Source organism: Algoriphagus iocasae, assembly GCF_014206875.1.
In the GTDB taxonomy this organism is placed as follows: domain Bacteria; phylum Bacteroidota; class Bacteroidia; order Cytophagales; family Cyclobacteriaceae; genus Algoriphagus; species Algoriphagus iocasae.
The window spans coordinates 16,179-30,915 of the sequence record NZ_JACIJO010000004.1 but is presented as its reverse complement, the minus strand read 5'-3'; the positions used below and the strand labels follow the sequence as shown (position 1 = coordinate 30,915).

The following is a 14,737-nucleotide window of genomic DNA, read 5'->3' as shown; positions in this document are numbered from 1 at the left end:
TTAGATCGAGTTAAGATAATCCAGCGTCGATTTAAAAGTCCCACAAATAAACATTTTACTACACCCAGATGGGGATGAAGAAATAAAATAATCAAATTAAAATCTTTTACTTAAGCTGATCGTAATTGTTGGAATCACGTTGGATCAATAATGAAATTTTTATTAAAACTTAAACTCAAACATTATTCGATTTTGATCCTTTTTTGGATGATCACTGGGGCTCTTTTTGCTCAGGACAAAATCGAGAGAGAGCTTCGAGTGGAGGAGAAAGTGGTTCCTAAAGAAGCGAGAGATTGGCTTTATGATGCTTTCGAAACCACAAAAAGGCCAAAATGGTATCAGGAAGTTTTCGAATCAGGGTATTCCTATGAAGCCAAATTCAAACTAAAAGGTAAATTTTACAGTGTAGAATTTGACTCTTTGGGTTTGATTCAAGACGTGGAAATTGAGATAGGTTTTAAAGAGCTTCCTAAGGAGGTTCAAAATGGCTTGGAAGATTATCTTCTAGATGCTTATAAAAGTTCAGATATCAAGCGAATTCAAATTCAATATTCTGGAAAACCAGATCAACTGGAAGATTTTTTTGATGAAAATAGCCTGGAAGGAATTCTGACAAGATTCGAAATTGAATTTATTGGTCCTGATGAGAGTGGAAAACCGGAGCTGTTTGAGGGGTTGTTTTCTGAAAAAGGTGATCTTATTAATAAACGTAAAATAGTCTTGGTGCCTAGTGATAACCTCATGTTTTAAGATGAGAAAATTTTACTTGACTGTTTTATTGTTGCTTTTAAGCATGGTCACTACCCTTGCTCAAAACCGTCAGTTCTTTACGGGATTCTTTCCCGAAGCTGCAGTAACAAAGAAATTAAAGAATGATCAAAAGATCATATTCAAAATTGAGCATCAGGATATTTTCTATAATAATTCCGGCGATAAAAAAGATGAACTGCAATTCACCCATTATAGGACAGACTTGATGGGTTTTTATGATTTCAAATTAAACCCCACAAAAAGTATCGCATTTGGAGTATTTCACAGGATTCAAGAAGATGCAAATGCCAATCGGATTATTCAACAATTTGCCTCAATAAGCCGGCTGAGAGGTTTGAAACTGGCACATCGTCTTCGGACGGATCAGACATTCACTAAAGGAGAACCTTTAGAAATCAGACTTCGATATAGGTTAGCTACAGAAATTCCGCTATCGGGTAGCATATTAGACCCAGGGGAACATTATTTGGTGTTATCCAATGAACCTATTTTTAGTCTTCAGGGAGGTGAGTTCGAAATCGAAAACCGTTTGGTGTTCTCCCTTGGTAAATTGATCACTTCCAGTCAAAAACTCGAATGGAGTATTGATTACCGTACCGATAAATTTATTCAAGAAGGTTTCCGAACTAGGCTTTGGGCAAAGGTTGGGTATTTCGTTAGTTTTTAGGCTCGAGAAAAGTCTTCTTCAATTGATGAGAATAAGGAGTGAAATAAATTAGTATGATTATCCGCAATGGGCCAGTAGTTAAAGAATGAGTTAAGAATTCGCGGATAATCGTCCACAGACGACAGTCCACTGTCTTCAGCACGTTGAAGTGTTCTTCAAAACCCATTTTTCCTTGTCTACTGGTAAAAAAAGCGGATATACATATAAATTAGTTTTGACAATCGATTTGACAAAAACCAATGTCAAAATCGATCTCTAACACCCGTAAGCTGGTTTCAATTGTTCAGGCTTACCGCGAGAGAACCTAGCAAGAAGAAGTCACTACTACTTCCGCTGTCCAGCCCAAGGTTGAATTCACTTGGAGCCTGAAGCCATCTTCCCTCTATTCGAAAAGTGAGTAATTGCCCGATCTTCCAATCAGAGTTGAGCGAGAGTCCACTGGTTTGAATTCCTTCATTTACGTTGCTAGGGGCAATGGCCTGAAATGGATCGTGGTAATATTCGTATCGAATGGCCGATGCAAAACTCTTGGTGAATCTTCGTTGCAAAATAATGGAAGTACCCCACCAGTTGCGGTCGGCATCCAAGAGTAGGGTGCGTTTGCCGACATCCAAACCGGCGATCATATGCCAGTTTGCGGCAGGTTTCCAATCCACATAGAAATCGGAAAAGTAGAGATAGGTTCCAGCCTCTTTACTCTGATCTGTTCCCAGAAAGGTACTCCAGTTGAAAAGGACTTTTTCACTGGGGGAGAAAGAAGCTTGTGTGCCAAAGGAAGGGTTATTTCGTCCCGGGATGCTCTGAATTCGTTGCCAACCATTTAGGTACAGAAAGGCAAAATACCAGCGTTCATTTTTTTGCCAGCTGAGTTTTGCCCCCGTTTCAAAATAAGGGCTATTCTCTGCGATAATGGATCTGGAAAGTGTCAGGTTCTCGGTTGAGATGGCACTTTCGAAACCAATATGGGAGGGCATCACGCCGACATCCAGCCAAACGGTTTTTTCTGTATTGAGGGCATAGCCCAAATTGGCCTCATTAATCCAGCGAAGGGCTTTCGGTTCGGCGCTGTAGTTGTCCTGTGGGTATGTTCCTTGTTGCAGGGCCAAATTCGCTCGGAATCTACCCGATTCGAAGGAAGCTTTGATCAAAGCAAGATTGACAGCAACTTGGTTTTTACGGTTGTGACTAAAGAGAAATGGGTAGCGACTTCCGCTGGTCTTATCGTCAAAGTCGTAGCCATAATATAATTCGGCGAATCCGGATATTTCAATCTTTGCTACTGAGTCTTTTTCCTGAGCCATGCTCAAGAAAGGTCCACAAAAGACAAAAAAGAAGAGAAATACTCTTGATGCGATCATGGAACTAAATAATCTATCCATAAACCACAAATTATCCTTTTTCGCTGAATTTTCGAATTTCTCTTTTTTTAGGCTATGGGCCGGAAGGCAGGGCAGGTAAACCCTCTGATACTAAGAAATTGTGGTGGATTAGGTGTAGTTTGTAACTACACCTTTCTATCAATTAGAATTTGTAATTCGCTTGATTCGATTTATTTTCATTCTATGGGCGATGCATACCAAATAAAGGATCAAGAGTTGCCTCACTTTTTGACTTTTCAAGTGGTGGGTTGGGCGGATGTCTTTTCCAGAAAAGTTTACCGTGATTTTATTTTGGATAACCTGACTTACTCTCGAAACGAAAGGGGTTTGTATCTATATGGCTATGTAATAATGAGTAACCATATCCACTTAGTAGTCCAGCAAAAAGACGGGAAATTGTCCGAATGGGTTAGAGACTTCAAGAAATTCACAAGCAAGAAATTGTTGAAGTTAATTCTTGAAAACCCGCAAGAAAGTAGGCGAGAATGGCTAAAAATGATTTTGAATATCATGCGAAATTCAACAAGAGAGCGGTTGACTTACAGTTTTGGACGCATGATAATCATGCGATCGAACTCCATCGTCCAGAGATGATAGAAAGTAGGATGAATTATATCCATGAAAATCCTGTCAGAGCTGGAATTGTAGAAAAGCCAGAAGACTTTCTATATTCCAGTGCTAGGAATTACTCAGGATTTAAAGGTTTGATTGATGTCGATTATTGGTGAGTGGTTTTGATAAACCAATTACAAATTGGTTATGATAGGTGGGTGTAGTTGCAAACTACACCCAGTCCCAAGAACGATCTGACTACACCCAGACGGGGGGTACACATTCCAGCTATTTGATGGAACTGGTGTGTTGCGTCAAACTTCGAATATTTGCTCAAACAAGAAGAATATTCTTTTTTCCACAACTGCATGATACTATCACTTGAAAAATCTTCCATAGGACGAGTTAGTAAAAAGTATAACTAATTATATTAATAATGCAGTTTAAACGCAATTTTTTGGGAGAAAAATTTGAACATTGATTAAATAGTAAGTTCCATTAATCTTTTTTAAAGGATATATTTTATTACTGGAATTGTAGAAAAGCAACAAGACTTTCTATATTCCAGGGCTAGGAATCCCGCCACGGCGGGCAAGTACTCGGGAATGAAAGGTTTGATTGAGGTGGATTATTGGTAAAAATGGCTCGTTTGGACCAATTTCAAATTGGTAAGGATATTAGGGTGTAGTTGCAAACTACACCCAGAGCCAAGAACGATCTGACTACACCCAGATGGGTGATTATTAGTTATACTTAACTATTTATTTATAATCAATTCTGATACTTCTACCAGAAAATCGATTATTAAATCAATAAATTGAATAACAAAATTAATTGATTCAATTTGAATTGTTTGATCTGTCAAGTAGATGTAAGCACCGTTTGATTTCTCAATAAATGAAATTAGATTTTCATTTTGAGGGTTTTTTAAATCTATTCTACCTCTTTTATGTGCAATTGCATTTCTAATATTCCCGTAAAAATTAATTTCTCTCCATTTATCATTTAAACTAGTTAGATCAATTCCAATAACTATTTTCAAATATTTATAAGCTTGTTGAATAAAACCTTTACAATTGATGTCTTTAGGTCCAATTTTCAAATTAGCTGAATGTTGAATCAACTCACAAATTGAAAAGAACTCACTTTCGAATTTAGAATATACAGTAAGGAATGTGGACTCATTCAGTATGCTAGAGAATTGGTCATGGTTATAAACTTCATCTTCAAAAATAAAATGTGCTTCAGGTAAATCTGGGTTTGTTTTTCTTTCGGACTCCCATTCCCTATACTTTTTTTCTAAATCTGATTCAATATTTCGAATCATTGATTGGGACTGATTTAAGTATGATTTAATTGCATCGAATTGAAATTCATAATTTATTTTCGCATTTGATAAGAACCAATACTTTTGACTTCTTCTATTTTCCATATCTATTAATTGCTTACTCTTTTACAAACCAGCCACCTACATAAACGGTAAATGATCTAAATAATCCTAATCCCGTGGTCATCAGCACAGTGGGCTACACCCATTGCCAAGATCGATCTAATTACACCCAGACGGGGAGAGTAGGATTGCCAAACTACTTTTAGACAAAACTTCGATCTGAATACACCCAGACCGTTGTTTACTAAATTTTAGTGCTAATATTATTTTAATACAACTTAATCTACTGAATAGATTAACCCATCCTTGTCCATAACATTAAGTTTACCTCTTTCAGTTACAATCCACCTATCGGATGAAACTCTTTCTAGTGATTTAAAGACTTGGTTTGTTCCTTGTTTGGTTAAACCCATTTTATGTGTAAAAGATGATCCATCTGGAAAAGTTTCTGTCTTAAAATATTCTTTGTTTTTTTTATAAATTCTTAGTGTACCACCTCCATAAATAGTAGGAGTTTTCCAGATCCCAATTTCTAGATCTTTTGAAATTTTCTCGTAAGGCTTATTTTCATCTATTTTAGAAGTAGGGGATTGGCATTCTTCAAGTAATTGCTTGTATTTTTTAATTTCATCAGTTGCTTGAATAAAGTTAGTTTGAAGTTCTTGATAGTTTTTTCTTAAGATCAAAAGATCTTCATTATCAGGTTCTTGACATGATGGTAAAGATATAATAAGTGAAAGTATGGGGAGCAAAACTTTTTGTTTAGTAATAGACGGGTATAATTTCATGTTAAAAATTTTAAATTGAATGTAATCATGAATAAAACTAAAAGCCACAGTATAATAATACCCAGTACTGGGTATATTTTTCTGAAAACCTGCCTTTATTGCTTAAAATCCCCTTTACTACTTCTCATTCTACATCGGTGAGTCGGTATATTCTTCCTAAATGCTTAAAGATTAGTCGCTCATGATCGATGCAGAAAAGGTGAACGAAGTTGTCTCGACCCAAAATCCCCCTAGCCCTCTTTGAAATAGAAATTCATCCAATAAGCTATCCTTCTTCAAGGGGGATTGGATCCGTTTCCAAAACTGCAATTTGATATCTCACTTTGCGACTGATTTTCAGACTTCTGAATTTAGCTTTCTGAATTTCAAACATTCCTTGCCAAGATCCCTTTAGCCTCCTTTGTTATTTTGTGGAAATCCTATTTCTTTTCCTATTTTGAAAGCAATTAACCCAAAATCCTATGAAGCTATTCCCAAAGTCATTTCTTGTAATTTTTGCCTTTTCCCTTTTTGCTTGTGACCCTAAGCCGGAAGTGGTAGCCCAACCAGAAGCTTCTGAATCCCAAAAGCCCCGAACCATTGTCACTACCGACGGAGAAATCGATGATGTGGATTCTTTTATCCGCATGCTGCTTTATGCCAATGAATTCCAGATCGAGGGTTTGGTAATTAGCAGTTCGATGTGGCATTACAAGGGTGATGGAAAAGGAACTTTGTTCACTTCTGAGATGGAGATGACAAAAGAAATGTATGGGGCCATCACTGATCTGAGATGGCCTGGGGTGAAATGGATGGATCCTTTATTGGATGCCTATGGGGAGGTTTATCCGAAATTGAGTCAGCATGCGGAAGGCTTTCCTACGGCAGCTCATCTAAAAAGCTTGGTGAAGGTGGGGAATATTGATTTCGAAGGGGAAATGGAAGTAGATACGGAGGGCTCGGATTTTATCAAAGCCAAATTGCTCGATGAGGAGATGGAACCGCTGTACTTGCAAGCTTGGGGAGGTACTAATACCATAGCTAGGGCTTTGAAGTCTATAGAGGATGAGTACAAAGGCAGTCCGGAATGGGATGGGGTTTATCAAAAAATTGTTGACAAGGCGATCATTTACGCGATTCTGGATCAGGACGCAACCTATAGAAAATACATTGCTCCCAATTGGCCGGATCTGAAGATCTTTTATAATTCGAGTCAGTTTTGGTGCTTTGCCTATGCTTGGAAAAGAGCGGTGCCCGAGTCCCAACATTACCTTTTTGAAGGAGAGTTTATGGGCAATGAAATCATCAACAATCACGGGCCTTTGCTGAAGCAGTATTACAGCTATGGAGATGGTCAAAAGCAGGAAGGGGATGATGAACATATCCATGGAGATCCAACGAAATTGGAAAATGCGCAATGGGGTACTTTTGGGGTTTATGACTTTATTTCCGAAGGAGATTCGCCTGCTTACCTGCATTTGATTGATGTGGGTTTGGATAATTTGATGCATCCTGAATGGGGTGGATGGGGAGGAAGATTGGCCCAATCCGAAGAGCAACCTAACCGATGGGAGGATGGGAAGGAAGTTTTGGATTACAACCCATTTACGGAAAAGATGGATGCTACCTATCCACAGATCCGATGGGTAGAGGCAATTCAGCAGGATTTTGCAGCGCGGGCAGATTGGTGTGTGATGGATTATGCAGATGCCAATCATCCTCCAGTAGTAAAGGCTGTTGGAACAAATCTGGTAAATGCCAAACCCGGAGAAAGTTTGACTTTGCAGGTAGAAACTTCAGATCCAGACGGAGATGTCCTAGAAACCAAATTCTGGATTTATAAGGAAGTGGGAACCTACACAGGAGAAGCAACATTGACAGTCGAAGGAAATAGCGTCCAACTACAGTTGGATGATTCCTCAACAGGCTTACTTCATGTGATTGCCGAGGTAAAGGATCAAAGAGCCCATCCGATGATAAGATATCAGCGCTTTGTGGTGGAGGTTGGGAAGTAGGGAAGCTAGGAAGCAGGGAAGTAAGAGGTAGTTAAATTTAGTAATGTCACCCTGAGCGGAGTCGAAGGGTAAAGTTTAGCGTTCGTGAAGACACGAACTTAGGCGAGTTTTTTTTGTCAGGCTGAGCGGAGTCGAAGCCTTTTTCGAATTTAAGTAAGTTACAAAATGGTCCTCGACTCCGCTCGGACTGACACGATTTCGTACTTCGTCTTTCGTAATCCGTCTTTCCCAATTCCCTTTGAGCAGGATAGTTAATCGGTTACTACCTCTTTCTTGCAGAATAACTCCTAGCAATAACCCCATGAAAAAAGTCTTATTCTTATTTAGTATCGTTTTTTCTTTTGCCCTTCAGCTTTTTGCGCAGCAAGAGCAACCTAATATCATTTTTATCCTGACCGATGATCAGCGTTGGGATGCCTTGGGTTTTTCGGGAAATAATATTATTCAGACTCCGGAGATGGATCGCTTGGCATCGGAAGGGATTTACTTTCAAAATGCATTTGTCACCACCCCGATTTGCGCAGCAAGTAGAGCTTCTCTTTTGACTGGTTTATATGAGCGAACCCACGGCTATACTTTTGGGCCAAATGAATTGCAGGAGGCTTATGCTGCGAATTCTTATCCCATGCAGCTGAAGAAAGCAGGATATAAAACAGGGTTTTTCGGGAAATTTGGAGTGAAGTATTCGGGATTTGAAGGTTTGTTTGACGAGGGAGATAGCTACGATCGGGAAGTTAAATTCCCTGATCGAAGAGGTTATTTTTATAAGACCATCAGTGGAGATTCAGTCCATTTGACCAAATACACTTCCCATCAGGCGCAGGAGTTTATCAAGAATTCATCTGCTGAACAGCCTTTTATGCTGTCTTTGAGTTTCTCGGCACCACATGCCCATGATCCGGCAGAGGATCAATATTTCTGGTCCGAGGATGTGGATCATTTGTATGAGGATTTTAAGTTTCCCAAAGCGCCTTTGAGTGCCGATAAATATTTTGAAGCGCAACCTGAATACGTTCAAAAAGGAGAAAATCGTACTCGTTGGTATTGGAGATATGATACTCCTGAGAAGTTCCAGCATAGCATGAAAGGCTATTACCGCATGATTTCAGAGGTGGATTTAGAAATTGGGAAGATCCGAAAAACGCTTGAAGAGAAAGGCTTGGATAAAAATACAGTCATCATTCTGATGGGTGATAATGGGTATTTTCAGGGCGAACGTCAGTTGGCCGGAAAGTGGCTGATGTATGATAATTCCATCCGTGTTCCATTGATTATTTATGATCCAAGAAACCCAGGGCATCGAAAGATCAGTGATTTTACATTGAATATTGACGTAGCACCCACCATCATGGATTTTGCAAATGGTACCGTTCCTAGTACTTGGCAAGGAATTAGTCTGGCGGATTATGTCATTGGGAAAAATCCGGCCGGAGAGCGCAAAGATTTTATCGTAGAGCATCTTTGGAAAGTCGATATTATTCCAGCCAGTGAAGGATTACGAACCAAAGATTGGAAATACTTTAGGTATCAGGATGATCTGGAGCATGAGGAATTATATAATTTGGAAAAAGATCCAATGGAGACCAAGAACTTGGCTAAAAACCCGAGATACAAAGATGTGCTGGAGGAAATGAGAGAAATTTTTGAAAGGCAAGCGGCCGAATTGGAAGCTGAAAAAGTAAAATAAATGCTCCCTATTCGGTTAGAATGGGAGCTTTTGAGGTTTTTTGAATTGGGAATTTAGGGTATTCTATCTCTATCCAAAATCAGATTTTTAATGGGCAGCTTTATAAATAGCATCCAACAAGCTTCCTTCTTCTTTGGTATCATTCCCCAACTCCCAAAACATAATTCCACCAATTCCTTTTTCCATGGCGTAGTGGGTTTTTGCCGCTACTGAAACGGTGTCGTCATAAGAAATCATCAAGCTGTCTTTTGCATTGTACATGTAAGGAGCCTGAGCTTTCTCATCCCAGAAACGCTGGAAATTGCTGTCCTGCTCGTATTTTTCACGAATTTGATGGTATGCCATCCAACCGATATGCAATCCGCTACTTAGTTGATAAAGTCCATTATTTGTTGGTGGTACGCCCTTCCAAACCCTACCATAAAATGCTCCTCCAATGACAATTTGCTTTGGATCGACTCCTTCCTGAATCAGAAAATCCACAATCTTTTGAGCAGAGCGAGGATCTGCATCCAGGTTGTCACCGTTTTGATATAAGCTATCTAAATGCGCCTGAAATGGAGTTCCTTCAATTTCTTGGTTGCTTACATGACCAAGTGGAGTATGATGACCCGTATATATGGAAACTCCTGAAACCTGATCATAAGTCATCACATTAGTGAAATCGGCGTATTTCATCACCTCGTTTACCTCGATAAAGTCATAATATCTTTTCCATCCAGCAGATGCAAAAGTCAAGACTTTTGGAGTCTCAAATTTGTCAAGCATCTCACGAAGTCCTTTCATCAGAGCAGTAAAGTTTTTTGTGTCTTCAGGTCTTGCCATGGTCCCTGCACCGGAAATTCCAGGATATTCCCAGTCCATATCCATCCCATCCAACTGATATTTTGCGATGAAATCAGAAGCGCTTTGGATAAATTTTGCACGGCTTTCTTCCGTCAAGGCCATATCAGAAAATCCATCTGCTCCCCAACCTCCGCAGGCAATCATCACCTTCAGATCTGGATTTCTTTCCTTTTGTTTAACTAGTGCTTCCAGCTTTGGCCCAGCGGATTCTTCATTTCTGAATTTCATTTCTCCGTCGATCACATTGGTGAATGAGAAGATAATATGTGTAAGTTTTTCTACTGGAATCTCCTCTGGTTTATAATTCCGTTCTGGAACATAATAGGCCATGATGACTGGATCCGGGTTGCCAATCTCTTTGGTAACAGCTTCAGTTTGATTGTTCTCCGGAGCCGAGCAGGAAAAAATAAGGCTCAACAAGAGAAGAAAGGATAGGTTGGTAGCTTTTGCGATCAAGGTGGTTTCTTTTAAACTTGTTAAATAATTTTTAAGAAGTAGCAATTACTTAAATTAAAATCTTTTTTAATAGTCTAATGACAAAAACCTTATTAATCGGTGGATATTGATTAGAGCTGGGTAAAAAATTGAATTGATTTCAAGCAAATCCAAGCTGATTGGGAGATTTGATAGGACTCATTATTCCATAGATCAAAAACCTCAGGTTATTCAGATTCTCAAAGTGCTGAACGTTGGATGAAATCCAATATTGGGATTTTTTAAATTTGGCAACGGTTTCGGGCTTTGCGTTCTGGCGGGTTTCGGAGCACAAAACTATCAACCAGCACTGAACTTAAATAGAAGTAAAAAGCTCCAAGTTTGCACTTCAGCCCGCCTGACGCAAAACCCGTGTTAGCGGTAGTTTTTCTTTGTAAATACTTAATTTTTAGGTTTAGTTTTTCGAACTCTTTTGTCAACCCTTTTTTATTGTCGTCAAATGTTAATGTTAAGTTGTTAGTTGCAGAAAAGTTAAATTTAATTTTCTCCTGTCCGATAAATTGTAGAATAAATTTGTCTGTTTGGTCAAAGTTTGAAATCCCAAATTCCACACTTGTCAAGTTCTTAAGCCCGCATTTATGTTTTGTCGGTTCAGTTTCGTTTTTCTTTTGTCCTTTAAATGGAAGTCTGAAAGTCCAAGGCAAACTCAGATTTTGTTCGTTTTTTAAAAGGTCTATGTTCAAACCATTGGGGAAATATGCAGGTTGATATTTAATAGCATTGTCAAAAAGTTTTTCTGTTTCGTCTGTGTTTACAATACAAAGTCCAAATGGTGAATTGGTTGAATTAAAGTCTGCTCGTTGCCAAAGTCCTGTCGGTTTTGTTATGTCGCTTTTCAATTCTTCTTCATTGTGAACCCAAAGAATTTCTAAAAAAAAGTTACCAAAGTAGAACTTCCTGTTAGCCGTACCTTGTCCAACGTGAACCCTGCTGCTACCTTCTGTCAAACCAAATTGCACAAGTTCGTCAGCGATTTTACCATCGTCGTTTGTAAATATGAAAATGTGGTCAATGTCCATTTTGAATTTATTTGTTGTTTGTCGATGTCGTTCTAAAATTACCCCTAATGCCCTAGCTATGGCTAGTGCTGGATTTTGAAACCGCTTTCTTTTCCGTTTAACGTAAATTTATTTAGCTGTGATATCTTCATTTTTTAGCACAAAGCCCGCATTTGCTGTAGCCGATGTTGGCAACTGGCTTTTTTATTTTCTGCATTCTTCGCATATGTCTTCAGGTTCGGATTTCAAAAGTACTGTTCCACATTTCTCACAGTTTCGGTCGAATCCACTCCAATATCCTGTCTCGTTAAAAAGTTTTATTTCTTCCATCCAAATTTTATATTCATCGCTTTCGAAATCAACGTCTTCATTTGAATCTGTTGGTGGTTCTGGTTCATTTCCTTTCAAAAATCCTTCAATCCAATATTTTGAGAAGTCAGACATTTGTTCCATTTCAGAAACCGAAACCATAAAGCTTCTTTCTTTTTTTGGACACCAAGCCAAAATTCGTCCATAGAATGTGTGAGGATTTCCGATTAAATAATGTCTGCCTTCACATCCTTTATGAATAAACCACAGATTATCGTCAAATTGAATTTCGTTTGTCATTTTTAGCTTGTTGCCAACGGCCCTGGCTATGGCAAGTGCGGGATTTTGAAACTGAATCTTTGACCGCCAGACCGAGTGTTATTTAGTGTAATATCTTAATTTTTTAACCGTCAACCCGCATTTGCTATAGCCGATGTTGGCAACTGGCTTTTATTCAATTTTATTTAAAAACCTTGTGTCATTCAGATTCAATTCATTCTCGTAAGTCCCGATTTTTTTGAAATAATAATATCTCAATCTTTCCGAACACCCTTTATAATTATCATATCCTGTAACTGAATATTTAAGCATTTTAAATGGTTTCCAATTTTTTTGGTCAAATTTAAAGCCCCTTCCAAAATACTCAATTCCGCCATTTGAATGGTCTATATACTTGTTAAATGCTTTGTTTATAAGTAATCCAGCAACAATTTCATTTCCGTTCTCAGAGTAAAATAAAGTGTCGATAATTGATTCTTTATATTCAAGTTCTGTGGGTAAATCAATTGCCCAATCTCTTTCAATTGAATCATTATAAGTTTTGCCATCAAAATATCTCAAAGCCAACTCTGATGGTCTTTGAATCGTCTTAACTTTTATTAAACTATCAACTAGATTTTGAAGTTTGATTTTATCTTCTTCGTATTTTTCTTTCGAAACTTTTACGTTGTAGATAAACTCATCTGGTGTTGTAGTTTCAGTCATTCTTAAAGAAAGTTCCTTTGTCATATGCCTCATAGACATAAGAGCAAGTGGGCAACTTAAAATTAGAAGAAACCAAATACTTATTTTTCGAATGTGTTTTTTGAATGATAGAAAAATAAAAAGGATTGTTGACAGAAATAGAATTATTGAAGTAATAGTTAAAGTATCTATTATGTTGCCTAAAGCAGAACCACCTTGGTCATTTAAAATATGAAATACTGAAACCAATACTCCAATTATTAAAATTCCATATAATATCTTGATACCGTGTTTCATTTTTCAGCTTGTTGCTAACACTTGTATAAACCCTATTCCCACCTGCCAATAGCGTTTATATCGCATTTATCCACAAGGGTAATAGGTGTTGTTAAACCAAATTAAAAAATTCGTTCGGATTTTATTCTAGAATTGTCCAAACATCTTAATTACAAATCAATTCCTTGATCTAATTGTAAAAGGGGGACCTGATCATTTATTGTTTTGCTCAGGATTCTTGATGATAACATTTTGATAGCTATAGGGGATCTCTATTCCTTCTTCATCAAACCTTTCTTTAATGGATCGCAGTAAATCGCAATACATTACAAATCCATTAGAGGCGGTGTCAGAATAAGCCCAAGCCTTTAATGTGACAGATGAATTACCAAGGGCCACCACTCTGGAAGTGACTTCAGGAACGTTATTTTGAATGTCTTCTGCAGTTCTGTTGTCCAAATGAAGTGGGTGTTTGATGATTTCCTCTTCAATTATTTTTAGGGCTTTCCCTAAATCTGAATCATAGCCGACTCCAATCTCTATCATTTTGCAAACCTTCGTTTCGGTCAGGTTCGCATTCACAATTACCTGAGTGCTTATTACTGAGTTGGGCACAATAACCCGATTGTTTTCGAAATCCCTGAGAACTACCTGCCTCAGATTGATTTCTTCTACAATTCCGGTATAGGTTTGATTAAAAGTGATTCGATCATTGATTTTAAATGGTTTGAACATGACAATTAGAAAACCACTCATAATATTGCTCAGGGCCTGTTGAGAAGCTAAGCCAGCAACAAGAGATAAGATACCTGCACCTGCCAATAAAGAATGTCCCACAATTTTCATTTCAGGGATCTGCACAAGTGCGAAGGAAATCCCGATGATATAAATAATTGCTGTGATGACTTTTTTGGCAAAAACGTAGCTAGTTGGGTCGATATGCTTTGTTAGAACAAGCTTCTTGATATATTTTTCTGACAAATGCTTGAAAGTAAAGGCAATAATAATCGTGGCAACGAATATTATCCCTACAATGAGTAATGTTCTAAAATCTGTGAAAATTGATTTTATCATAATTTCTGTTCAATCCTTTTTAAGATTTCTAATTGGGTTGCTTGACTTTCGAATAAGGACTGGATTTGTTCCCCAAGGATCAAGTCTATTTTTTGGTTTAATGCATTGATTTCCAATTCAGCTTTCAGATTGATGAGGTAATCATTCTCTCCACGTTTTCTGTCTTTTTCTTCTTGCCTATTCTGACTCATCATAATCACAGGTGCCTGCAAAGCCGCAATGCAGGAAAGAATGAGGTTCATCAGGATAAAAGGGTATGGATCAAAGTTATCCTTTACCGGAGTCAACGTATTGAAAAGTATCCAAACAACCAGGATTATTAAGAAGGTAATGATGAATGCCCAGCTGCCGCCGAATTTGGCAACCTTGTCAGAAATACTTTGCCCCTTGGTCAGTAGTTCTTTTGGAGGGTTTAACAGGTTATTGGTGATCAAATTCTGATCTTCAATTGCTTTCTTTACTATCTCTTGAAGCTTCTTGATTTGCGCATTTTTAGCTGTCAATAAATTATCTAAATCCTGATCCATAGCCTGTGTTTCGATTGGAAT

The 14,737-nt window shown here is 38.1% G+C and carries 15 protein-coding genes; 6 read left to right on the top strand and 9 right to left on the bottom strand.

The genetic code is table 11. The features are described from left to right. Positions 1-150 precede the first annotated feature (150 nt). Complete coding sequence (locus tag FHS59_RS20405) at positions 151-750, top strand: hypothetical protein (protein ID WP_184497670.1); 600 nt, start codon at positions 151-153, stop codon at positions 748-750. Between the two features lies 1 nt (position 751). Next, complete coding sequence (locus FHS59_RS20400; RefSeq protein ID WP_184497668.1) at positions 752-1,438, top strand: DUF2490 domain-containing protein; 687 nt, start codon at positions 752-754, stop codon at positions 1,436-1,438. A 275-nt stretch (positions 1,439-1,713) separates the two neighbouring features. Here the strand turns inward: FHS59_RS20400 and FHS59_RS20395 are convergent, their stop codons facing one another. Continuing rightward, positions 1,714-2,817, bottom strand: coding sequence for a porin (locus tag FHS59_RS20395; protein ID WP_184497666.1), 1,104 nt, complete (start codon positions 2,815-2,817; stop codon positions 1,714-1,716). A 54-nt stretch (positions 2,818-2,871) separates the two neighbouring features. Between FHS59_RS20395 and FHS59_RS20390 the strand changes: the two genes are divergently transcribed. Both FHS59_RS20390 and FHS59_RS23405 read left to right on the top strand, forming a co-directional pair. Next, the gene (locus FHS59_RS20390) at positions 2,872-3,411 is read left to right on the top strand and encodes a transposase (RefSeq protein ID WP_317168220.1); all 540 of its coding nucleotides are present in this window, start codon (positions 2,872-2,874) and stop codon (positions 3,409-3,411) included. Beyond that, a complete protein-coding gene (locus FHS59_RS23405) occupies positions 3,303-3,545 on the top strand; it encodes a hypothetical protein (protein ID WP_246388571.1) in 243 nt (80 codons plus the stop codon). The genes FHS59_RS20390 and FHS59_RS23405 overlap by 109 nt, the downstream gene beginning before the upstream one ends. Positions 3,546-4,126: 581 nt before the next feature. On the opposite strand, the gene FHS59_RS20385 is transcribed toward FHS59_RS23405, so the two are convergent. Then, positions 4,127-4,801 (bottom strand): hypothetical protein, encoded by a 675-nt coding sequence (locus FHS59_RS20385; RefSeq protein ID WP_184497663.1) that lies wholly within the window; start codon positions 4,799-4,801, stop codon positions 4,127-4,129. Positions 4,802-5,037: 236 nt separating this feature from the next. Beyond that, a complete protein-coding gene (locus FHS59_RS20380; protein WP_184497661.1) occupies positions 5,038-5,547 on the bottom strand; it encodes a hypothetical protein in 510 nt (169 codons plus the stop codon). Between the two features lie 461 nt (positions 5,548-6,008). On the opposite strand from FHS59_RS20380, the gene FHS59_RS20375 reads away from it, so the two are divergent. Then, positions 6,009-7,541 (top strand): DUF1593 domain-containing protein, encoded by a 1,533-nt coding sequence (locus FHS59_RS20375; RefSeq protein ID WP_184497659.1) that lies wholly within the window; start codon positions 6,009-6,011, stop codon positions 7,539-7,541. A 301-nt stretch (positions 7,542-7,842) separates the two neighbouring features. After that, positions 7,843-9,228 (top strand): sulfatase family protein, encoded by a 1,386-nt coding sequence (locus FHS59_RS20370; protein ID WP_184497657.1) that lies wholly within the window; start codon positions 7,843-7,845, stop codon positions 9,226-9,228. An 87-nt stretch (positions 9,229-9,315) separates the two neighbouring features. Here the strand turns inward: FHS59_RS20370 and FHS59_RS20365 are convergent, their stop codons facing one another. From FHS59_RS20365 to FHS59_RS20340, 6 genes are all read right to left on the bottom strand, one after another. Further along, positions 9,316-10,575: a glycoside hydrolase family 18 protein gene (locus FHS59_RS20365; RefSeq protein WP_246388559.1), complete on the bottom strand. Its 1,260-nt coding sequence runs from the start codon at positions 10,573-10,575 to the stop codon at positions 9,316-9,318. A gap of 215 nt (positions 10,576-10,790) precedes the next feature. Further along, positions 10,791-11,588, bottom strand: a complete 798-nt coding sequence (locus FHS59_RS20360; protein WP_184497655.1) for a VOC family protein — start codon at positions 11,586-11,588, stop codon at positions 10,791-10,793. A gap of 183 nt (positions 11,589-11,771) precedes the next feature. After that, positions 11,772-12,176 carry a hypothetical protein gene (locus FHS59_RS20355; RefSeq protein WP_184497653.1) on the bottom strand — a complete coding sequence of 135 codons (405 nt, stop codon included), beginning with the start codon at positions 12,174-12,176 and terminating at the stop codon, positions 11,772-11,774. Positions 12,177-12,326: 150 nt separating this feature from the next. Beyond that, positions 12,327-13,136, bottom strand: a complete 810-nt coding sequence (locus FHS59_RS20350; protein WP_184497651.1) for a hypothetical protein — start codon at positions 13,134-13,136, stop codon at positions 12,327-12,329. Between the two features lie 192 nt (positions 13,137-13,328). Next, entirely contained in the window at positions 13,329-14,189 is an 861-nt protein-coding gene (locus FHS59_RS20345) for a mechanosensitive ion channel family protein (protein WP_184497649.1), read from the bottom strand. Next, on the bottom strand, positions 14,186-14,716 hold the full coding sequence (locus tag FHS59_RS20340; protein ID WP_184497647.1) for a DUF1003 domain-containing protein: 531 nt from the start codon (positions 14,714-14,716) through the stop codon (positions 14,186-14,188). The genes FHS59_RS20345 and FHS59_RS20340 overlap by 4 nt, the downstream gene beginning before the upstream one ends. Positions 14,717-14,737 lie beyond the last annotated feature (21 nt).

Bases quoted from the DNA above. Each gene is read 5' to 3' on its own strand.
- FHS59_RS20390 (WP_317168220.1), top strand. From the start codon at position 2,872: ATGGGCCGGAAGGCAGGGCAGGTAAACCCTCTGATACTAAGAAATTGT.
- FHS59_RS20400 (WP_184497668.1), top strand. From the start codon at position 752: ATGAGAAAATTTTACTTGACTGTTTTATTGTTGCTTTTAAGCATGGTC.
- FHS59_RS20380 (WP_184497661.1), bottom strand. From the start codon at position 5,547: ATGAAATTATACCCGTCTATTACTAAACAAAAAGTTTTGCTCCCCATA.
- FHS59_RS20355 (WP_184497653.1), bottom strand. From the start codon at position 12,176: ATGACAAACGAAATTCAATTTGACGATAATCTGTGGTTTATTCATAAA.
- FHS59_RS20375 (WP_184497659.1), top strand. From the start codon at position 6,009: ATGAAGCTATTCCCAAAGTCATTTCTTGTAATTTTTGCCTTTTCCCTT.
- FHS59_RS23405 (WP_246388571.1), top strand. From the start codon at position 3,303: ATGGCTAAAAATGATTTTGAATATCATGCGAAATTCAACAAGAGAGCG.
- FHS59_RS20385 (WP_184497663.1), bottom strand. From the start codon at position 4,801: ATGGAAAATAGAAGAAGTCAAAAGTATTGGTTCTTATCAAATGCGAAA.
- FHS59_RS20395 (WP_184497666.1), bottom strand. From the start codon at position 2,817: ATGGATAGATTATTTAGTTCCATGATCGCATCAAGAGTATTTCTCTTC.
- FHS59_RS20350 (WP_184497651.1), bottom strand. From the start codon at position 13,136: ATGAAACACGGTATCAAGATATTATATGGAATTTTAATAATTGGAGTA.
- FHS59_RS20340 (WP_184497647.1), bottom strand. From the start codon at position 14,716: ATGGATCAGGATTTAGATAATTTATTGACAGCTAAAAATGCGCAAATC.
- FHS59_RS20345 (WP_184497649.1), bottom strand. From the start codon at position 14,189: ATGATAAAATCAATTTTCACAGATTTTAGAACATTACTCATTGTAGGG.
- FHS59_RS20405 (WP_184497670.1), top strand. From the start codon at position 151: ATGAAATTTTTATTAAAACTTAAACTCAAACATTATTCGATTTTGATC.
- FHS59_RS20370 (WP_184497657.1), top strand. From the start codon at position 7,843: ATGAAAAAAGTCTTATTCTTATTTAGTATCGTTTTTTCTTTTGCCCTT.
- FHS59_RS20360 (WP_184497655.1), bottom strand. From the start codon at position 11,588: ATGGACATTGACCACATTTTCATATTTACAAACGACGATGGTAAAATC.